Source organism: Adhaeribacter pallidiroseus (assembly GCF_003340495.1).
GTDB lineage: Bacteria > Bacteroidota > Bacteroidia > Cytophagales > Hymenobacteraceae > Adhaeribacter > Adhaeribacter pallidiroseus.
Window position 1 is genome coordinate 3,655,874 of record NZ_QASA01000001.1, and the last position, 20,423, is coordinate 3,676,296.

Genomic DNA, 20,423 nt, shown 5'->3' on the forward strand with positions numbered 1-20,423 from the left:
ACTTTAAAATTTATCATGAATAGAAAATTATATTCGTTGCCGGTGGCGGTAATCTTCGCCCTCTTACTGGTAGCTTGCAATAAATCCAAAGATGCCGCTCAGCAAAACCCCTTGAACGCTCCGGTACCTGTTAATGCCTACACCGTTTCGCAGGAACAAGTAGTAGGTACCGATACCTACCCCGGCACCGTAGTAGCTTTAAACGAAGTAGAGTTGCGCCCGCAGGTAGCTGGTTATATTACCAACATGTATGTGCAGGATGGGCAACAGGTAACTAAAGGCCAAAAGCTGTACGAAATAGACCGGACACAATATCAGGCGACTTACAACCAAGCCCAAGCGAACTTACGAAGTGCGCAGGCCAACCTGGAAAGAGCTCGCCAAGATGCCGAACGCTACGAAAATTTAGCTAAGCAAGATGCCGTAGCTAGGCAACGCGTAGATTACGCCCGCGCCGAATTAGGCACTGCCCAGGCGCAGGTAGCCGCCGCCCAGGCTGGCGTATCCGGAGCCTCTACTAACTTACGGTATTCGGTTATTACCGCCCCCATGAGTGGCCAAATCGGGATTGCCCAAGTGAAAGTAGGTTCGCAGGTTTCGCCGGGTACCACGCTGATTAATACCATATCGGCCGATAACCCGATTGCCGTGGACATGGTGATTAATGAAAGTGAAGTGCCGCGTTTTGCCCGCTTACAAAATAAAGCCGCGAAGGATTCTACCTTTACTATCCAGTTTTCGGACGGTAGCGTTTACCCGTACCCCGGCAAAATACAGGCCATTGACCGGGCCATTAACCCACAGACTGGTACCCTAACTGTGCGGGTAGGTTTTCCGAACAAAGACCGCCAACTTATACCGGGTTTAATTGCTATAGTACGGGTACGCAACGCCGATATCGGTGAGCAGCTGGTAATTCCGAACAAAGCAGTAACCGAGCAGATGGGTGAATATTACGCCTATGTTATTCAGGGCGATTCGGTGGTACAGAACAAAGTAGCGCTGGGCAGCAAAGTAGCGGATAAAGTAGTAATCCGGGAAGGGCTAAAAGCCGGCGACAAAGTAGTAGTGGAAGGAACCCAGAAATTACGGCCAGGTGCTAAAATAACATTGGGTACTCCGCAACCAGCACCGGGTGCTGCTGCCTCCCGGTAAATTATCGGTTTAAGCACTCCCCTTAATTGTTTTCCATCTAAAAATTTAAAAAAAGCAGCCGCCAAAAGCCATTTTGCTCGAACAGCCAGACTAAAATTTAAAATTTTCAGCAATTAACCATTGATAATTAAGTACGCATCAGGTTAAATACTTGTAATCTGTAACCTGCACCCTTTAACCTGTAACTTTTAACTCAGCATGATATCAGAAGTATTTATAAGAAGGCCCGTTACCGCTATCGTTATATCCATCGTAATTCTACTGGTAGGAACGCTGGCAATTTTAAATTTACCCATCAGCCAATACCCTAATATATCACCGCCGGTGGTTTCGATTACCGGTAACTACACGGGTGCCGATGCGCAAACCGTAGAGCAAACCGTAACCACGCCCGTAGAAACCCAGGTAAACGGTACGCCCGGTATGACCTATTTGTCGTCGAACAGTACCAGCACCGGGCAAATGTCCATGGACGTAAACTTTGACGTGGGCACCGATGTAGACATTGCGACCCTGGACGTGCAAAACCGGGTAAGTATTGCCGAACCCCGCCTACCGGAAGAAGTGCGCCGCTTGGGTTTAACCGTTCGGAAGCGGAACCCCACCATTATGATGGTAATTACCTTTTATTCCCCTAAAGGTACCCACGACATTAAATTCCTGGATAACTACACCAACATTTACATCCGCGACGCTATTTTACGGGTACCGGGCGTAGGGGATATCAACACGGTAGGGGAAGAATTTAGCATGCGCGTGTGGTTACAGCCTGATAAATTGTCGCAATTAGGCGTAGCGCCTACCGAAGTAGCCGCGGCCTTACGGGAACAAAACGTACAAGTAGCCGCTGGTTCGGTGGGCAGCGCTCCGCAGTATTCTACCCAGGCCTTTGAATATCCGTTAACCGTAAACGGGCGCTTAACTGGTCAGGAACAATTTGAAAATATTATTGTGCGTACCCGGCCCGAAGATGGCTCCGTGGTTTACCTGCGCGATGTCGCCCGTTTAGAATTAGGCAGCTTTGGTTACACCCGGCAAGCTTTTATTAATGGCCAACCGGCTACTTTCTTGTTAGTATACCAGTCGCCGGGTAGTAACGCGTTGGATACTGCCGAAGGTGTTTACAAAGCCTTGGCTAACATGAAAAAAACCTTTCCGGCCGATATGGATTACAAAGTTTCTTTCGAAACCGTTTCGGTGGTAGAAGTGTCGATTGAGGAAGTAATTCATACCTTAAGCGAAGCTTTATTGCTGGTAATTCTGGTAGTGTTCTTGTTCCTGCAAAACTGGCGGGCCACGCTGGTACCTATCTTGGCGATTCCGGTTTCGATTGTGGGTACGTTTATTTTCTTTATCCCGCTCGGGTTTACCATTAACACGCTTACTTTATTTGGTTTCGTACTGGCCATTGGTATTGTGGTGGATGATGCCATTGTGGTGGTAGAGGCTGTACAGCATTACATCGACCACGAGCGGCTGTCGGCGAAAGAAGCTACCCGCAAAGCCATGAAAGATATTACGGCGCCGGTTATTGCTATTGCCTTAATATTAGCGGCGGTATTTATTCCGGTAGGTTTTATTCCGGGTTTAGTAGGCCGTTTGTACCAGCAATTCGCGATTACCATTGCCATTTCGGTATTAATCTCGGCTTTTGTGGCGCTAACCTTAACGCCGGCGCTTTGCTCGCTGATGTTGCGCCCCATGAACCTGGATAAAAATTCGCGGGGCCTTAACAAGCTATTTTTTAAATTTAACGAATGGTTCGCGCGGGTAACCAATGCGTACTCCAATGGGGTGCGCCGCAGCATAAAAGCGGCACCTTTAGTATTAATTTTACTGGTTTGCGTGTATGCCGGTACTTTAGGTTTATTCCGCACCAAGCCAACCGGCTTTATTCCTACCGAAGACGAAGGCCGTTTGTTCGTGACTTTTGAGCTCCCCCAAGCTGCTTCGAGTAACCGGACCATCGCGGTTTTAAAAGAAATTTCGGAACACTTACGGACTACGCCGGGCGTGAACAATTACTCGGCCATTGCGGGCTTAAACGTGCTGAACTTTTCCATTAAATCCAACAGCGGTACTATTTTCGTGCAGCTTAAACCTTGGGCCGACCGGAAAGAAGCGTCGCAGCAGCTTTTTGCCATTGTGGGTACGTTGCAGCAAAAATTTGCCACCGTTAAAGATGCGAATATTGTGGTAGTGCCCCCACCCGCCGTGCCGGGTTTAGGACGCACGGGGGGTTTTAGCTTTATCTTGCAGCAACGCGAAAGTACCGATGATATCAAAGCTTTTGAAGGCATCGTGAACAACTTTTTAGCCGAAGTCCGAAAACGGCCCGAAATTACGGGTGCCTTCTCGTTCTTTACGGCCCGTACGCCGGGTTACCAGTTGCAAGTAGACCGCGAAAAAGTTAAAAAGTTAGGCGTTTCTCTTACGGATGTTTTCTCCACCATGTCCACGTTTATGGGTAGCCAGTACGTGAACGATTTTACCATGTATGGCCGCAATTTTAGAGTAGTAGCCCAAGCCGATACTTCTTTCCGGGACGATATCCGGGACTTAAGTCAGTATTACGTAAAAAACCAGCGAGGAGAGTCGGTACCGCTTAGCGCAGTCGTTTCGCACCAGGTTACCGAAAGTGCCCCGGTAGTATCGCATTATAACTTGTTTCGGTCGACGGAAATAAACGGTAACCCGGCGCCGGGTTATAGCAGTGGCCAGGCGATTGCGGCTTTGCAAGAAGTGGCGGCCAAAGTACTGCCCGCGGGTTATGGTTACGAGTTTTCCGGCCTGAGCCGCGAAGAATTATCGTCGGGGAATACCACTATATTCATTTTTGCCTTATCCATTACCCTGGTGTTTTTGTTGCTAGCGGCTTTGTACGAAAGTTGGTCGGTGCCGTTCTCGGTATTGCTGGCCGTGCCTTTAGGCGCTTTTGGGGCAATAGTCGCGTTAATTTTCTTGCCTAAGCTTACTAATAATATTTACGCGCAAATAGGTTTAATTACTTTGATTGGCTTAGCGGCCAAAAACGCCATTTTGATTGTGGAGTTTGCCAAAGAACGGGTAGATAATGGCGTAGAAATATTAGCCGCCACCATTGATGCCGTTAAACTGCGCTTGCGCCCAATTATTATGACTTCCCTGGCCTTTATTCTGGGGGTTTTGCCTTTGGCTTTCTCCAGCGGAGCCGGAGCCGTAGCCCGGCAAACCATTGGCTGGACGGTGGTAGGCGGAATGCTTTCGGCTACGTTCCTGGCTTTGTTTGTGGTGCCGGTACTATTCTTAAAAATCACGCAGTTTGCTTACGGTAAAAAGCAGTTAGCCGCCTTACAAGAAAAACATCCCCAGGTAGACTACGACCACGCCGGCGATGGGTTTACCCACTAAGCATTTTTAAACCTGCATAAAAAAACACCCGGCATTTTAATTAAAATGCCGGGTGTTTTTTTATGCAGGTTTACCTTAATTTAAAGCAAAAATTTAAAAAAGTCTGACTACGAACAACTATTAATTACTTATACCACAGGGCTGGATTTGTTCGTATCTTTCTCCGAAGACGAAGGTGCGGCGACAGTATTTACCAACTCTTGGTCTAGATTCACTAACCGGCTTTCCAGCGAAACTTTATAAGAATAATATTTAATAATTTTATTTAATGCTTTTTCCTGACCTACAATTTCTTTTAAGTAATCCAGGTAGTGGTACACTTGTTTTCTATCCAGATTCTGAACATCTAAATTTTCAAAAATCCAATCGATTAAGCCAGCCGACATGTTGTTGTATATAAAGAACTGAATATAACAAGATTGGTGCCCGGCGGTTTATAGAAATACGTATTTACATTTGTATTTATACGGAAATTTTAAATAGATTTCAACCATTATTATACTTGTTATCATTGCAAAAATTTAAAAAACCAACGCAGCGTACATGTAAAGTCAGTTGTTTTTTCTGGTTCTTGTTTTTTATCTATCCCGTAACTGTATCTGCCCAAACTTTTCCGGTAGATGCGGCCACAGGTAAAATTTATTACGCCGAAGAAGTTCTGGTTAAAGATGGCCCTCAGTTAGAATTATATCACCGGGCTAAAGCTTGGTTTGCCCCAATTGGCAAAGTAAAAATTGTAATTAAAGTAGATGACTTGCCCAATGGTGTCCTCATTGGGCAGACTTATTCGCCCTTTTCATTTACAAGCCCCGGAAAAAAACAAACGTATCATTTGGGGTACACACTAAAGTTAGAAATAGAAGACGATCGCTATTGGTACAGCTTAACCGATTTTTGGTTAGAGCCGGTAATACCCTTACAAGCGCATTCAGCGAAGCAAGTAATTGGCCAGCAACCTTTAGAAATAGCGGTGTTACCCCAAAAAGAGAAACCAGTACCAAACAAAGTTTTAGCAGAAGCCGTGCAGAAAACCATTCTTGCCTTCATTCAAAATCTGAAAGAATCGTTGGATTAAGCTTTATAAGAAGCTTTTGTTAGGTTTTAGGTAAATTTTTTAATTTAAATAAGAGAAACATGCTGCTGCTTTACTATATCTGGAATTTAGTGGTAAACTTTTTTACGGTGTTCCCTCCTACTCCCCAGTTCGAAGCCCAAACCATTGATAACGCCATTTCCATCGGCTACGGCTTAGCCATTGGCGACGTAAACGGCGATCGTAAACCCGATATTTTACTGGCCGATCAAAAGCAATTTGTCTGGTACCGCAACGGCGACTGGAAACGTTTTGTGCTGGCCGAAAACCTGACGGAACGTGATAATGTGTGCATTGCGGCTCAGGATTTAGATAACGATGGTAAAGTAGAAATTGCCGTTGGGGCCCAGTGGAATCCCGGCGAAACACTAGATACCACGCAATCAGGGGCGGTTTTTTATTTAATGCGGCCGAAAGACCCTACGCAAGTTTGGGAAGCCGTACGTTTACCACATGAGCCTACCGTACATCGCATGCGCTGGGTGAAATCTAAAACGGGCGGCTCATACTTAGTGGTGGTTCCCCTACATGGCCGGGGCAATAAAGCCGGCGAAGGGGCTGGGGTAAAAATTAAAGCGTACCAACTGCCAATTAATCCCCGGAGTGCCTGGCCCACCTTTACGCTCCACAATACCATGCACCTGACGCATAACCTGGAAGTAAAACAAGGCCAAACCGCCAAGCAAACCGATTTGTACGTGGCCGGGAAAGAAGGCGTGCGCTTTGTTTCCGATTTTAACGGAAAACTTTCCGCTAATAAAGCGCAGGAAATTGCGGGGGTAAACTTACCTACCGGCGAAGTCCGGTTGGGCAACATCAGCAAAAAACAGAAATTTCTGGCCACTATTGAACCCATGCACGGCACCGCTGTGGCGGTTTATACTTTAGGCCCAGCTGCTACGCGACAAGTGCTCGATGAAAACCTAAAAGAAGGACACGCCCTCGCTACGGCTGATTTACTAGGTTTAGGGCAAGACCAGGTAGTAGCGGGTTGGCGATTGCCCAACAGCGACAATAAAGTAGGCATTAAAATATACGTACCCACCCATGCAAACAGCACTCAGTGGCAGACTTACTGGGTAGATGATAACACCATGGCCACCGAAGATCTGCAAGTACAGGATTTAAATGCCGATGGCAAACCCGACATTATTGCGGCCGGTCGGGCTACCAAAAATTTAAAAATTTACTGGAACCGGTCGAAGTAAATAGACTGATTCCTAATCAAAAAGCTATTTTCTCTTTAACCGTAACGTTCTTCTAAACCTAGCCCAAATAAGGCAAAATCATACTTTACTGGGTCCAGCGGGTCGAACTCTTGTAGCTGAAGAGTTAACTCCACGGCCGTTTGCCAATCAGTTTGCGGCCGGGTAATCAGGCCTAAACGCCGGGCTACGCGGTCTACGTGCACGTCGCAGGGGCACATTAAATCGGCGGGTTGCATGTGCTGCCACAAGCCAAAATCTACACCTTGGTTATCCTGGCGCACCATCCAACGCAAATACATATTAATGCGTTTACAAGCCGACTTTCGTGCTGGGGTAGAGATATGCTTGCGGGTGCGGACCGGTGCCTCAGGTAACGAAAAAACCAGGTTATGAAAATACTCCAGCCGGTCTTTCTGGTTTAAAATCTTGATCACATCGGGTCCCACAAAAGCGATTTCCAAACTATCGTGCTGATTATAAAATTGGTGCAGAAAATAGACCAGGTATAATAAATCAGTATCGTTGAAGGTGCGGTGTTTAAAACCCAGTAAAGCTTTTAAATCTTGTTCCTGATGATTTTTGATGAAGTCGTACGGCGCATGATCAAAGCGTAGCAGCAGTTCGTTGCATTTCGCGATAATGGTTTTTCGTTGCCCCCAGGCCAACATAGCCGCAAAAAGTCCACTGATTTCAATATCCTGTTTCAATGTAAACTGGTGCGGAATAGAAATCGGATCGTCTGGGATAAAAGCGGGTTGGTTAAATTTATGGTAGTTTTGTTCCAGTAAAAGATAGATTTCTGCCGCTTGCATCTTGGCTTCAGATAAAAAATTTAAAAAAAATAACTCTATTAAGACCTTGGACACCAAGATCTTGATAGAGTTACCGGTAAAGAAAATTTAAAATGGATTAAGGCATGTAATTCACTTCTACCTGAAAGCGGCTGGCCGTAGCCGCTAGTTTTTGGTAAGCTCTTTTGGATAACCGAATAATTACCCGGTCATTATCGGTGTTTTCGGGTAGTTTACCGCTTACCCGCACGTATACACTTTGGTTATTCAGGGTATTTTTAACTTGCAAGATAGTACCCACCGGTGCTGTTTTGTGCAAGGCCAAATACTTGCTGCCTTCACTCTTATCAATTACTTCGGCTAAACCACTTTCCGAAATCCGGCTTAAATTTTCCGAAACCCGGGTTTCCGTACGTTCTACCTTAGCGGGCTCACTTTCTTTGGTTGGAGCCGGTAGCGCCACTGGTTTCGGTTCCTCGCGGCGAGGGTTTGGTTTTGCTGTGGTTACACTCGGCGTAACAGTAGTTGCGGGAGTTGTTTCGGGTGCATCGGCATTACTGGCGGTTGTTCCGGCGCTGGTAGCGGGCGGAGTTACTACTAACATTTGGCCTTCCTGCAAGTTATCGGAAGTTAAGTTATTCCATTTTTTTAAATCCGCGGGGCTCACGTTATACAAGCGCGCTATAGCGTATAAAGTTTGCCGGGCTTCTACTTGGTGTTGACCGTTTTTGCTAGCAGCGCCGGCCGGGGTAGTAGGTTCTGGTATGGCAGTAACTGGACGAGTAGCGGTTGTAGTGGCAGTTGCGGTGGGAGACGTTGTGGTTGGTAGGGGAGTTCCGGCACGACCCGGCACAAAAACCGTTTGCCCCACTGTTAAGGAAGTAAGCCCCGGATTAGCTTGCTGCACGGCCGTAACGGGCACGCCATATTGCCGGGCTAAGCCATACAGTGTTTCTTTGGGTTCTACTTTATGAATTATAAAATTTTTACCATTTTTTACTACCGTACCTACCGAATCAATTACCAATGGATTGGCCATGCAGGTAAGTTGGGCAAAAACCAAAGAAAAAAAAGCTGCCAAAAAATATTTACGCATGATACTAAAACTAACTCTTAAACGATTTTACTATTTCAAATTTAAGTTTTCGGCCCATATAAAAAAACTATGTTTGCGATTGGATTTGTAATTTTAAAACGGCCGGAATAAACACCTGATTAGCTATTGTTCTTGTTAAAGAATAGTAATTCCGATAAGGAGTATTAAAAATTTAAAAAACAATAACAAAGGCTACCGATACCATAATAGTAGTTTAAAATTACTCTCCGCAGGGTAAATTTTTTAAAAATTTACCCTGCGGATTACCCCGGATTATTGATTGGAAGAAAGGATTTTATCAGCTACTTCGTACTGCACTTCTACCATAAAACGTTTATCCAGGGCACCTAAACGCTGGTAAGCTCTTTTGGAAACTTTTACGACTACTTTCTCATTGGTACCAATCTCCGGCAGTTTACCAATTACCCGCACCGACACTGCCTGGTTATTCATGAGGTTACGCACCGTAATAAACGACCCTACGGGAGCCGTTTTGTGCAAAGCCAGGTACTTGTTACCTGATCTCCCTTCGCTGATTAACTCGGCCAGGCCACTTTCCGTTACCCGCGAAAAAGTTTGCCGGGGAGCAGTACTTGCCGCATTGTCTTCCGGGCTATTTACCGGATTTTGCGAAGGAATAATGGCGGGCCGGGAAACCACCACGGGAGTGGTAGCAACCGCCGTAGATTCAGGCTTTACTGGTTTAACCGGCGCTAACACTACGCTACTATTAGATTTAGGGGTTGGTTCGTGCAGCTTTACAATCAAGGTTTGGTTGTTGTGCACGTTGTTGTCCGGCAGGTTATTCCATTTTTTTAATTCCTCTACGGTTATGCCGTATTGCCGGGCTATGGAAAATAAAGTTTGCTGCTTATCTACCTGGTGCACACCGTTGCCTTGCCCATCGAACAAAGCGGGGCCAATTGGTTGACTGGAAACCAGCACCCGGTTCCCTTTTGGGACGGTGGTTTTGGCTACATTGGTTTTTGGCGTTTTACTGGCGATCGCTGCCGTAGCGGGTACCAATATAACCTGATTTACCTGCAGGGTATTTAAGCCAGCATTGGCTTGTTTTATTTTAGAAACACCCACGCCGTACTTGCGGGCTACCGAGAAAATGGTTTCTTTAGCGGTAACCTGGTGCCGGATGAACTGGGTTCCGTTTACGACAACAGTACCAATAGAATCAACCGGAGCCGCATTGGCCCAGGAACTGGTTACCGCCACCACGCTGCAAAAAACGAAGGCCGAAAATAAATACTTCCTCATAGCAATTCTCGTCAAAAATTATAGGCAACCAAGGTACTTTTCTCTGTGATAAACAATACAGTATTATTCATGACAAAAAAAGAACCTGTTCCCAGACCTGTTACATTGTTGTTCAATATTTCTTCCTGTACAAGCGCGCCATCAGCAGCAGCGTACATACCCAGCACATTTTTAAAATTATTGGTTGCCACGGCTTCGTAGTAACTTAAAAATAAAAAATCACCTGCCTCCAGGTAATCTATGGCGCCCACTACTTGCCTGCCCGAGCGCGAAAGCACAAATTGACTAAGCAAGTTAAAATATTCGCTCTCCTGTGCATAGTGAACCGGGTAGCGGCCCAACTGAGTTCTTTGCCGGGTAAAATCCGTAACTACCGCCTGGGCCTGTTCTCTGGTTATGGCGGATTCTACTATTGCTCCGGTATGTGCATCTAAGGCGATAAATACCTCTTTTTCTAATTTAGTTGGTTGAGCCAAAACTTTATTACCAGCAGCTAAACCGTAAAAAATGGCTTCTTCGTGCTGCCATAAAATCTGTTGTGGATCAACACTAACCGTGGTTATGCCAACGTGGGCCCCTACCTTCCGGTCGGCAAATCCGTGCAAAAACAAGAGCCGCCAGCTAGTTTCTTCCAAACCAACCCACCAGTTTTCTGCGGCTTGGTACGGTACGCCGGCCAGACCGGTTTTAGCATCCAGCACCACAAATTCTGTTTGTAAACGATCTCCATCCCGCAGTTCAACCGCTAATAATTCTTGTTCAAAATCTGGCCGGATTTGCCAAATGGGAACCTGAAAAGTTATCGAAAACTGTTTTTGTGGTGAACGGAGAAGCAAGAGAATTTTAAACCAAAACCAATTAAAACCGGGTCTTGCAAAGGTAAAAAAACAATCCGAAAGGTAGTCCTTAATTCTCCGGTTTATCTATCCACCGTAGTTTGTGGATAATAGAACCAAAAAAGATAAAAATTTAAAAAAATACGTTTAAGCCACAATAATTTTAATTTTACACCTGAAAAAAACAACTGCCTGGTTTTATTTAAAATTGCGGCAACCAACTATTACCTCTAAACTGCTATTAAATGGAAATTCTCGGTATTATTCCGGCTCGTTATGCTTCTACCCGCTTCCCGGGCAAACCCCTGGTTTCTATTCAGGGCAAAACCATGATTCAGCGGGTATACGAGCAAGCCAGTAAGGCTAAACTAACCCAAGTTTTAGTGGCTACCGACGACGAACGGATTATGGCGGAAGTGCAGCGTTTTGGCGGGGAAGCCGTACTAACGGCCAACCATCACCAAAGTGGCACGGACCGGTGTTTTGAGGCGTATACTGGGTTTAACGTACCGCACGATGGTATCATTAACATTCAGGGCGACGAACCATTTATCCAGCCCGAACAAATTAACCTGCTGGTAGCTTGTTTGGAGAACCCGGCCACCCAATTGGCTACCCTGGTAAAACCGATTGAATCAGCCGCGGAGTTGTTTAATCCCAACTCACCCAAAGTAGTTTTAAACCAGCACCACGAAGCCATTTATTTTAGCCGGCAACCTATTCCGTATCTGCGGGGTGCCGAAGAAAGTACCTGGCCCGACAAGCACTTGTACTACAAACATATTGGAATTTACGGGTACCGGGCCGATATTCTGGAACAAATTACCCAGTTGCCACCTAGTGCGTTAGAAAAAGCCGAATCGTTGGAACAACTGCGCTGGCTCGAAAACGGTTATAAGATTGCTACCGCGGTAACCTACCTGGAAACTTTCGGGATTGACACGCCCGAAGATTTGGAAAGAGCAATACAATCCAGATTACATTAAAGCTACGCTATCGTGTTAAAATTTTAAAAATTCTTTAGCCGCCCACTTTTTTGGCTTTGTAATTTGCCTGAATTAAAATTTGCAGAATTTTATCGCGAAAATCGCCTTGTATAATTATTTCCTGGTCTTTAATGGTGCCGCCCACCCCGCATTTATTTTTCAGCAATTTGCCAAGTTCTTTTAAATCTTCTTCGGAACCCACAAACCCCGAGACTAAAGTTACCTGTTTGCCAGCGCGGGCTTTTTTATCAAGCTGTACTTTTAAATTCTGTTGTTGCGGCGGCAGCGTTTGCGCTTGCTCGTCGGGCTCGTACGAATAGTTAAATTCCGGATCTGTAGAAAAAACCACTCCTTGCCGGCCCTTTTTGTTTTTATCTGCCATAACTATTTGCCTTTCGGATGAATAACCCTCAGCGATAAGGGTTTTATATTTACGTAAAAATGACTGGCTTCGCCAACGTATTCGCCATCGGCATGAAATTTAAAATTTTGCTCACTGGTTACGTCTATAGCCGTGGTGGTAAAGTACTCCGCTGAGCTACCCGCGGCTATGCGCTTGGTAAGCATACCCAAACTTAAGTTAATGGCTTTTCTAAAATCCAGATCCCGGATTAAACAAACATCCAGCAAACCATCCCGGATATCGGCCTTTGGCGCAATATGGGCATTATTGCCGTATTGCGAGGCATTGGCGAAAGCTACTACAAAAACGGTAGTTTTAAGTTGTTGCTCGTTTAACTCTAATACAGCTTCCTGGGGCCTAAATTTACTAAATTCCTGCAATACTAAGCGCACGTAAGTTTGTAGGCCCCGTTTGGTATTATTGGCGAAAATAGAACTAATGTAGGCATCAAAGCCAATGCCGGCAGTACAAAAAAAAGGATGCTCGTTAATGGTACAAGTATCAATGGCACTAAAATGCTTTTCGTTAATAATGCTGATAGCGTGGCGGATATTCATGGGAATGCCCAAATGGCGGGCTAAACCATTACCCGAGCCTTTGGGCAAAATAGCCAGTACCGTTTCGGTATCGAGCAAACCCCGGGCTACTTCGTTTACGGTACCATCGCCCCCAATGGCTCCTATAATGGGGTAACCCGCCCGGGCACCTTGTTGCGCCAGCTCGGTAGCGTGGCCGGCGTACGCAGTATGCACTAAGTCATAAGTAAATTGCTGCGCGTCCAGGTAGCGGTTTAGTAAATCCGGTATGTTTAACGGACTGGTTTTCCCGGATTTAGGATTAAGAATAAATAGAATATTTGTTTTTGCTACCATGTAACGGATTACCGTTCAAAATATCTACCGGAATCAACTGCCTTAAAACAAAATTACGTTTATTCTGGGGAATAAAAAGATGCTTGCATTCGCAAATTTGCTACTCCGAATGCTCTGGCCAATGAAATGTAAGAACCGGAATAGCGGCATGGTTCACCACCCTTTCCGCCACGCTTTTATGAAATAAATGCGCCAAACCGGTACGGCCGTGCGTGGGTATTATAATTAAATCGGGCGTTGAAGTAGTAGCCGCTGCCAGTATTCCGTCGCTGGCCGAGGCATTCGATTGCACCAGCAGGTTTGCTTCTTGTAGATTATTTTCCGCCACAAAAGCAGTCATGCGGTTCCGGATTTCTTCTTCCGAGAGCGCATTGTTCTTGGTTTGCACGTGTAACACCTGCAAGGTGGCCCCAAAGAAATTTTGAAAGAAGTGTACATAAGGAATGATTGCCCGGGTTTCGGGCGAAAAGTCCGATGGAAACAGAATATGGTTTACTTTGAAAAAATCGTGTTGCTTTTTTACGGTAAGCACCGGGCAAGGGCAATGCCGTACTACCTCCTCCGCATCCGAACCAATTAAAAGCTCCTCCAACCCAGCTGTTTCTGCCGACCCGATCACCACCAAATCCACCTGCTCCTCGGTTACCACACTTACCAGTTTAGACACAATCCGGTCGGCGGTTACTTCTTGCACTACGGTTAAACCAGCGGCCATCCCAATTTGCGCCAGTTTTTCCAATTGTCGCTTAGATTGATCTAATAATTCGGGCACCATAAAATCGTAAGTTTGATACGCGCCTATCGGGTCCATGTCGAGGCCAGAGTAAGTAGTTCCGTACCCAGAAGCAATCGGGAGCTCTACTACGTGTAACAATTTTACTGTTGCGTGGCTTTTTTGCGCTAACTGAATAGCCACGGCAAAAGCATGTTGCGCTAATTCTGAAAAATCAACGGGCACCAATATTTTCCGGATGGCCAGAGAAGAAGGTAGCATAGCAGGCAGTTTTAGATGAATTTAACTTACGCAGCAAAGCAAAAATTTAAAATTTTATGCTTGCCGGAACAATATAAAAAGCAATTGCGGTAACAACAACTAGTTCAGGAAAGCGTACCGGGAAAATAAACCTTTTAAAGCACTAAAGCCCATCTGGTAGATGGGCTTTAGTGCTTTAAAAATTAAAATTGCAAATTATTTTACTTGATCTGCTAATAATTCAATTAAGTCAGCCGCCCGAGCCGAGTAACCGGCTTCGTTATCGTACCAGCCCACAACTTTTACTAAGTTACCGCTGATAGAAGTTAATTCCGCGTCGAAGATACACGAGTGGGTATTGCCCACGATGTCTACCGAAACAATAGGATCTTCGCTGTACTCCAGAATGCCTTTAAATTCGTTTTCGGCAGCTCTTTTAAAAGCCGCGTTAATTTCTTCTTTCGAAGGCGATCCTTTTAATACCGCGGTTAAATCAGTTAAAGAGCCAGTTGGTACGGGTACCCGCATGGCAATACCGTCTAGTTTGCCGTTTAAGTGCGGCAATACTAAACCTACCGCTTTAGCAGCACCGGTAGAAGTTGGGATAATGGAAAGAGCCGCTGCGCGTGCTCTTCTTAAATCTTTGTGGGGCGCATCGTGCAAATTCTGATCCGAGGTATACGCGTGGATAGTAGTAATATAACCGGTTTCAATGCCAAAAGCATCGTCCAGCACTTTCGCCATAGGGGCCAAGCAGTTAGTAGTACAAGATGCATTCGATACAATGGTTTCTTCGCCGGTGAGGATGTTTTCGTTCACGCCCAGCACCACGGTAGCTACTTTGCCTTTAGCCGGAGCCGAGATAACTACTTTTTTAGCACCCGCCGACAGGTGAGCACCCGCGCTAACATCGTCTACGAAACGACCCGTTGATTCCAGTACCACGTCCACGCCCAGTTTTCCCCAAGGCAGGTTTTTAGGATCCCGCTCGGCAAATACTTCAATGCGCTGGCCGTTTACCGTTAAGCTTTGCTCATCCGATGATACGGTACCGTTAAATCTACCGTGTACCGAATCGTATTTTAATAAATGAGCAAGCGTATGATTATCGGTAAGGTCGTTGATACCCACAATCTCCACGTTTTCTCTTCCTAGTAACGATTTAAAAGTGAGGCGGCCAATGCGACCAAATCCATTTATGGCAACTTTTATTTTTGACATGATAACGTACGTTTAAGGGGTTAATAGTAAGGGGCGAATTTATTAATCTATATTTTTAAAACAAATTATTTTATTCTTTAGTTGAATAGAAGGTAGTAATCTGTTTTATTGAAAATATTTAAAATTTTAAGAAAGTTTTGGAAAACAGCCATACGGCTTCTATATTTGCACCACCAAAATAAAACAAGAACCTTTTATTTGGTACCGTATACGGCCCGTTCGTCTAGGGGTTAGGACCTCAGATTTTCATTCTGGTAACAGGGGTTCGATTCCCCTACGGGCTACTTACCAAAGGGATATGCTTCCGGCGTATCCCTTTTTTTATGTCTTTTCTCTTTTGAAAACAGCTTTATTGGCCTGGAGTAGCTGTATCCTACTATTTTTCGATACTCTCCATTCTGCTAAATGAGTTTACTAGAGGAAGATGGAACTCACCGTTTTTGTTTTATCGCCCAGCAAGCATTATCCTAATTCTGGTTATCTGAGAAAAAACCTCTACTCACCGAAATAAGGGTTAATTTTTGAGTAATCTTTGGATGTTTTTTTAAAGAAAAATTTGAAAATTTTCTTTCCCTCTCCCCTGTATGGTAGATACATCCAACTAACGTACGTTCGAGCGAAGCCCTTAACAACAAAAGAACATCTTTTCCCTGTATAGTCAAAATAATAAAACGAGCGTATTTCCCGTCTATTACGGTCCTTCTGGAAGAATCTAACCGGTTACTTACGGGTTAGTTTCTTCCAGAATGACTCTAATAAAGAAGATTAGCTTATATTTCAGGTAGGCTTTGCTTAGCTCGAACGCACGTTATTTAGATAGTGTATTTGTTGCTCCCACAAAGGATATTCTTTTTCTTGTCAAGCTTAATTAAAAAAGTGCATAGACCAAAGTTAATTTCAGAAAGGCTTATGCTTCGGTTAGTGGAACTAACCGACTTAAGCGAAATTCATCATCTTCATTCTTTACCAGAAACCGATGCGTTTAATACACTTGGCATTCCTGGAAATAGCCTAGAGACTGAGGTAATTTTAAAAAAATGGATCAGCGACCAACAACAGTTGGAGATAAAGAATTATACCTTTTTAGTTGAACACACCACTACCCAGCAGTTTATTGGGTTGATTGCTTTAGTACTAGGAAATCCTAAATTCCAAACAGGTCGGGTTTGGTACAAACTCCATCCCTCTCATTGGAATCAAGGATTCGCAACAGAAGCATTAAATAGCGTATTGAACTTTGGATTTGAGGATTTAAAGCTTCATCGAATAGAAGCAGGTTGTGCAGTGGACAATATTGGTTCCAGAAAGGTACTTGAAAAAGTAGGCATGAGTTTAGAAGGACGGAAAAGGCAAGTACTCCCTTTAAAATCAGGTTGGTCAGACAATTGGGAATATGCTATACTCGAAACGGATGCAAGACTACCTCGTGCAACTACCTCTAAAAAACCCTAAAAGCATATTAGCTAAAGTCTTAAGCTCCTTGCCTACTCTGCTAAATCAGTTTTTATCGAGTTTTAATAAATTAAATTGTATTAAAAGCTTGTTAGCTTTCTTAGAAGGACAATCGTTCTTCGGACAATTTTTAAATTTAGGTTAGTCAAGGGTACCCTTGGAATTAATGCTGATTATAAAATAGCTGCAATCCGGTAAAAAGATTTCGCCGGTTTCGTTTTAGGTACCAATCTTAAACGCTACTGGTTCTTATTCTCGCTTTGCGCTTACTGGTTAACACCAAATCTAAAACTATAGTAAACTTAATGTCTCTGTTTCGAGTACTACCCAATAGAGTTACGGGTTTAAACATCTTAATACAACCAACCTTGTTTCCTTATTAAGGGATAGATAGTTCCATCGTTTCCTATCCTGCTATTTAAACCTTACATTTTTCACCCATCAGAAGATGCGCAAACAAATAATAGAGCCAGCTCAACCGCGGATAGCATTGGTAGAGCCAAACTGGTTAGACCTGGAACAATTAGTTCAGCTGGAGCTTACTTCTGAAGCAGAAACGCATCTGATTGAGGCTGCTTTTACTCCGAACGAAAACGAAGGCTGGCGGGCCGGGCAACCCGGAAAACAAACGATCCGTCTTATTTTTGAGGAGCCGCACCATATCAAACAAATTAGAGTGGTGTTTCAGGAACTCGCGCAAGCGCGCACCCAAGAGTTTCTTTTAAGTTGGTTATCCGCTGATGGCCTGTCTTACCAGGAAATTGTTCGCCAGCAATATAATTTTAACCCACCAGCTACTTGCCAGCAAGTAGAAGAATATACCGTTGATTTAAAGGCGGTGAAAGCATTAGAGCTTACTATTAATCCCGATATAAGTAACCCGGGAGCTTATGCTTCCCTAGCGCATTTACAATTGGGTGGATAGTCACCATTACTGCAAAGAAAAAAGCAGCCACTCATAAAGCAATTACTTTTAAGTGGTTTAACCTCTTTTGGCATAATAGCCTATTGCTCATTCCGGAGAGGTGAATTAAGACTCTAAGTGTGCTTCTCCTTTATTGTTTTAAGAAACAAACGTTAACCTTTAATTCCTAGATCCTGGTTAATAAAAGGTTAGCCTATAAATCGATACCTTTCTGTTCTTCCATCAGGTAAACCTATATCTCTTTTGATTTCCTATAAGTATAAGTGCAGATAAATCGGGCTAGATGTTCGCCTACGTGCCCGTAATTTTCCGAATTTTAGCAATGGCAACTTCTTGCGTTGAATTAGATAATTGGTTTATCATTTTTGAAGGAACAACCATTGTCTTGAGCATCTGGCTTTCAAGATTATCTCGTTTAATCGGTAAGAGCAAGCTACCAGTCTGAACTAAGTTTAAGATCGGCTTTATCAAAATACCAAAAGCTACGTAACTTGCTTTTCCAGTGGCTTTTACTAGGTTTATCTGTTGTAATACACCCCGGAGAGTTAACATGCGGGCTAAAGATCTTTCTTTTCCCAATTATTTAGAAGCATAACCTTTCATTTTCTAATTTAGCCAACTTGTAATCCAGTTGAGCTGGGCTTTTAAATGAATTAATAATTATACTGCTGGGTCAAAGAATGTAAACCGCTTCCAAAAGAGGTCCAATAGTTTACTTCCATAAAAGTATTCTGCTTAAATAAGCAAGCTTCCTGCTTCTGGCTAGTATTGGAACAAGAAATTTGTGCCATTGCGGATCCACTTTTCAAAAAAAGCAGCATCATCGTATTCCCCGGATAACAGGGCAAAGTTCACCTGATTCTTATCGGGCCGGGAGCCCATGAAACTGGCCAGCGACTTTTGATTATTCGGAGTCCAATCCTGGCCTTTCTTCAGGGCGATACACAGATATTCGTGCGTGGTCGTATCAACTAAATATTTACGATTCATATTTTTAATAATAAAGGTTAATAAGGAAAGCTTACCGAAGCAGTTACACCAGAAAGAATACTGCTATTTTTCTTACAAATAAAAAGCCTTACCAACAGTAAGGCTTTCTTGTAGATTGACTTATATGTTAAAACTAAGCCCGCTTGACATTCACAGCGTTTAGTCCTTTTCTTCCTTCTTGCAGGTCAAAAGTTACCTCATCGTTTTCCCTGATATCATCCATGAGTCCGGAAACGTGGACAAAGTAATCTTGATCTGAATTTGCTTCTTTGATAAACCCGAATCCTTTCTGGTCATTAAAGAATTTTACTACTCCGTTATTCATATTATATTATTAATTATATAGGAATGACATTAACCAGTACACTTAAGTTCATAAATATTTTACAATTCCTACTTAAAATTTTACAATACCTGTATTGGCACCGCTTTCAACTGTGATTGATAAGCTTCTGGGCCAAACTTTTTCAGCATCCGGTAATGGGATTGCAGCGCTTGAAAGAACGTAAGGTTCTCGATGTAGGGCAGATTAAATTCCCGCGCTGTTTGCTTAATAATACCAGCCAGCGCCGGATAGTGAATATGACAAACCTTGGGGAAAAGGTGATGTTCTATTTGCTGGTTCAGACCGCCTAACAGGAAACCCATTAGCTTACTTCTGGTAGCAAAGTTAGCTGTAGTGCGCATCTGGTGGGCCGCCCAGGCTTCCTCAATATTCCCTTGCTCATTGGGCACCGGAAAGTCGGTCCCTTCTACCACATGGGCCAATTGAAAAACTAGCCCCATGACTAAGCCTTCCGCCAGGTGTAAACCCAAAAAGCCAATCACCAATTGCCACCAGGTAATATCCAGCACGAGTAAGGGCACCAGAATATACAAGCAATAATAAAGGGCTTTGTAAAAGAATAAATTAAAATACTCCTGTTTCGGGTGGTTTACAGTTGGGTGTTGCCCGATCTTCTTCTGAAAGAATTTAACGTAATCTTTCCGGAATACCCACGAAAGAGAAGCTAAGCTATAAAGACCAAAAGCATACAAGTGCTGAAAGCGTTGGATTTGATTTACTTTCTCCTCCGGATCCAAGCGAATGAGACCCGGCGCAATTTCTATATCTTCGTCGTGCCCGGGAATATTGGTGTAAGTATGGTGCACCACATTGTGGGTCAGGTTCCAAACGTACGGACTAGCCCCAATGAAATGAAAGATAAAACTAAGTGCTTTGTTTAACTTGCTATTACCCGAAAAAGAACCATGGATCGCATCATGACAAACATTAAATCCCAGACCAGCATTACAAACACCTAAGAGCACGGCAAAACCAAACATGGCCCAGACACTAAATTGATTCGAAAGAATTAACAAGTACAGCGTTAGGGCAATAGTAATATAAAAAAAGGCTTTGCGCCACATAGCTCCGTTGGCATGTTTGGAGACGCTTTTTTCCTTAAAATGTACTTCTACCCGTTGCCGAACGGTGGCGAAGAAAGTAGAATTTTGGCTATTTAAAAACTTAACTTTTTGATTCATAAGAAGATGGGCTACTCATCTTAAGCGTAAATAGCCCATTATAGTTCCTTGTAGATTTTGGCGGGCAATTTTTAACAGGGGCAAACCTCTCCCCAAAAGGAATCAGCGCAAGGTATCTCACTACCAGCAATTTCCCTTTAAAAGAACCTATATTTTTAAAAATTTCAATTATAAGCTGAAGAGGGATCCTGCTCGTGTTTTTCGTTTTTACTAACACCTATTTTGTTTGTTAAGCT

At 43.9% G+C, this 20,423-nt stretch carries 20 protein-coding genes and 1 tRNA gene; 8 read left to right on the forward strand and 13 right to left on the reverse strand.

Going from position 1 to position 20,423, the window contains the following annotated elements; translation table 11 throughout:
* Positions 1-15 precede the first annotated feature (15 nt).
* Together AHMF7616_RS14540 and AHMF7616_RS14545 are read left to right on the forward strand one after the other, a co-directional pair.
* A complete protein-coding gene (locus tag AHMF7616_RS14540; RefSeq protein ID WP_115373546.1) occupies positions 16-1,155 on the forward strand; it encodes an efflux RND transporter periplasmic adaptor subunit in 1,140 nt (379 codons plus the stop codon).
* 198 nt (positions 1,156-1,353) lie between these two features.
* Positions 1,354-4,545: an efflux RND transporter permease subunit gene (locus tag AHMF7616_RS14545; RefSeq protein ID WP_115373547.1), complete on the forward strand. Its 3,192-nt coding sequence runs from the start codon at positions 1,354-1,356 to the stop codon at positions 4,543-4,545.
* 128 nt (positions 4,546-4,673) lie between these two features.
* Here AHMF7616_RS14545 and AHMF7616_RS14550 read toward each other — a convergent pair whose 3' ends face one another.
* Positions 4,674-4,931, reverse strand: a complete 258-nt coding sequence (locus tag AHMF7616_RS14550) for a hypothetical protein (protein WP_115373548.1) — start codon at positions 4,929-4,931, stop codon at positions 4,674-4,676.
* A gap of 185 nt (positions 4,932-5,116) precedes the next feature.
* On the opposite strand from AHMF7616_RS14550, the gene AHMF7616_RS14555 reads away from it, so the two are divergent.
* Both AHMF7616_RS14555 and AHMF7616_RS14560 read left to right on the forward strand, forming a co-directional pair.
* The gene (locus AHMF7616_RS14555) at positions 5,117-5,620 is read left to right on the forward strand and encodes a DUF4468 domain-containing protein (protein WP_158546177.1); all 504 of its coding nucleotides are present in this window, start codon (positions 5,117-5,119) and stop codon (positions 5,618-5,620) included.
* Positions 5,621-5,679: 59 nt separating this feature from the next.
* Positions 5,680-6,846: an FG-GAP repeat domain-containing protein gene (locus tag AHMF7616_RS14560; RefSeq protein ID WP_115373550.1), complete on the forward strand. Its 1,167-nt coding sequence runs from the start codon at positions 5,680-5,682 to the stop codon at positions 6,844-6,846.
* A gap of 35 nt (positions 6,847-6,881) precedes the next feature.
* Here the strand turns inward: AHMF7616_RS14560 and AHMF7616_RS14565 are convergent, their stop codons facing one another.
* The 4 genes from AHMF7616_RS14565 to AHMF7616_RS14580 all read right to left on the reverse strand — a co-directional run bounded on the left by AHMF7616_RS14565 (position 6,882) and on the right by AHMF7616_RS14580 (position 10,838).
* Entirely contained in the window at positions 6,882-7,658 is a 777-nt protein-coding gene (locus AHMF7616_RS14565; RefSeq protein WP_115375625.1) for a TIGR02757 family protein, read from the reverse strand.
* A 97-nt stretch (positions 7,659-7,755) separates the two neighbouring features.
* Positions 7,756-8,733 (reverse strand): LysM peptidoglycan-binding domain-containing protein, encoded by a 978-nt coding sequence (locus AHMF7616_RS14570; protein WP_115373551.1) that lies wholly within the window; start codon positions 8,731-8,733, stop codon positions 7,756-7,758.
* 273 nt (positions 8,734-9,006) lie between these two features.
* The gene (locus AHMF7616_RS14575; protein ID WP_115373552.1) at positions 9,007-10,002 is read right to left on the reverse strand and encodes a septal ring lytic transglycosylase RlpA family protein; all 996 of its coding nucleotides are present in this window, start codon (positions 10,000-10,002) and stop codon (positions 9,007-9,009) included.
* A gap of 11 nt (positions 10,003-10,013) precedes the next feature.
* Positions 10,014-10,838 carry a DUF4905 domain-containing protein gene (locus tag AHMF7616_RS14580; protein WP_158546178.1) on the reverse strand — a complete coding sequence of 275 codons (825 nt, stop codon included), beginning with the start codon at positions 10,836-10,838 and terminating at the stop codon, positions 10,014-10,016.
* A gap of 245 nt (positions 10,839-11,083) precedes the next feature.
* Here AHMF7616_RS14580 and kdsB point away from each other — a divergent pair, with 245 nt between their 5' ends.
* On the forward strand, positions 11,084-11,824 hold the full coding sequence (kdsB, locus tag AHMF7616_RS14585) for a 3-deoxy-manno-octulosonate cytidylyltransferase (protein ID WP_115373554.1): 741 nt from the start codon (positions 11,084-11,086) through the stop codon (positions 11,822-11,824).
* A gap of 34 nt (positions 11,825-11,858) precedes the next feature.
* Here kdsB and AHMF7616_RS14590 read toward each other — a convergent pair whose 3' ends face one another.
* From AHMF7616_RS14590 to gap, 4 genes are all read right to left on the reverse strand, one after another.
* Entirely contained in the window at positions 11,859-12,206 is a 348-nt protein-coding gene (locus tag AHMF7616_RS14590) for a translation initiation factor (RefSeq protein ID WP_115373555.1), read from the reverse strand.
* A 2-nt stretch (positions 12,207-12,208) separates the two neighbouring features.
* Positions 12,209-13,099, reverse strand: coding sequence for a diacylglycerol/lipid kinase family protein (locus AHMF7616_RS14595; protein ID WP_115373556.1), 891 nt, complete (start codon positions 13,097-13,099; stop codon positions 12,209-12,211).
* A 100-nt stretch (positions 13,100-13,199) separates the two neighbouring features.
* The gene (locus AHMF7616_RS14600; protein WP_115373557.1) at positions 13,200-14,093 is read right to left on the reverse strand and encodes a universal stress protein; all 894 of its coding nucleotides are present in this window, start codon (positions 14,091-14,093) and stop codon (positions 13,200-13,202) included.
* A 195-nt stretch (positions 14,094-14,288) separates the two neighbouring features.
* Positions 14,289-15,293 carry a type I glyceraldehyde-3-phosphate dehydrogenase gene (gene gap, locus AHMF7616_RS14605; protein WP_115373558.1) on the reverse strand — a complete coding sequence of 335 codons (1,005 nt, stop codon included), beginning with the start codon at positions 15,291-15,293 and terminating at the stop codon, positions 14,289-14,291.
* Positions 15,294-15,505: 212 nt separating this feature from the next.
* On the opposite strand from gap, the gene AHMF7616_RS14610 reads away from it, so the two are divergent.
* The 3 genes from AHMF7616_RS14610 to AHMF7616_RS14620 all read left to right on the forward strand — a co-directional run bounded on the left by AHMF7616_RS14610 (position 15,506) and on the right by AHMF7616_RS14620 (position 17,670).
* Positions 15,506-15,577 (forward strand) — tRNA-Glu (locus tag AHMF7616_RS14610).
* 571 nt (positions 15,578-16,148) lie between these two features.
* Positions 16,149-16,745: a GNAT family N-acetyltransferase gene (locus tag AHMF7616_RS14615; protein WP_233507572.1), complete on the forward strand. Its 597-nt coding sequence runs from the start codon at positions 16,149-16,151 to the stop codon at positions 16,743-16,745.
* 448 nt (positions 16,746-17,193) lie between these two features.
* Positions 17,194-17,670 carry a carbohydrate-binding protein gene (locus AHMF7616_RS14620; protein ID WP_115373560.1) on the forward strand — a complete coding sequence of 159 codons (477 nt, stop codon included), beginning with the start codon at positions 17,194-17,196 and terminating at the stop codon, positions 17,668-17,670.
* A gap of 291 nt (positions 17,671-17,961) precedes the next feature.
* On the opposite strand, the gene AHMF7616_RS14625 is transcribed toward AHMF7616_RS14620, so the two are convergent.
* The 4 genes from AHMF7616_RS14625 to AHMF7616_RS14640 all read right to left on the reverse strand — a co-directional run bounded on the left by AHMF7616_RS14625 (position 17,962) and on the right by AHMF7616_RS14640 (position 20,187).
* On the reverse strand, positions 17,962-18,249 hold the full coding sequence (locus AHMF7616_RS14625; protein WP_115373561.1) for a hypothetical protein: 288 nt from the start codon (positions 18,247-18,249) through the stop codon (positions 17,962-17,964).
* Between the two features lie 183 nt (positions 18,250-18,432).
* The gene (locus AHMF7616_RS14630) at positions 18,433-18,660 is read right to left on the reverse strand and encodes a hypothetical protein (protein ID WP_115373562.1); all 228 of its coding nucleotides are present in this window, start codon (positions 18,658-18,660) and stop codon (positions 18,433-18,435) included.
* Positions 18,661-18,793: 133 nt separating this feature from the next.
* The gene (locus tag AHMF7616_RS14635; RefSeq protein ID WP_115373563.1) at positions 18,794-18,985 is read right to left on the reverse strand and encodes a cold-shock protein; all 192 of its coding nucleotides are present in this window, start codon (positions 18,983-18,985) and stop codon (positions 18,794-18,796) included.
* An 80-nt stretch (positions 18,986-19,065) separates the two neighbouring features.
* The gene (locus AHMF7616_RS14640) at positions 19,066-20,187 is read right to left on the reverse strand and encodes a fatty acid desaturase family protein (RefSeq protein WP_115373564.1); all 1,122 of its coding nucleotides are present in this window, start codon (positions 20,185-20,187) and stop codon (positions 19,066-19,068) included.
* Between the last annotated feature and the right edge of the window lie 236 nt (positions 20,188-20,423).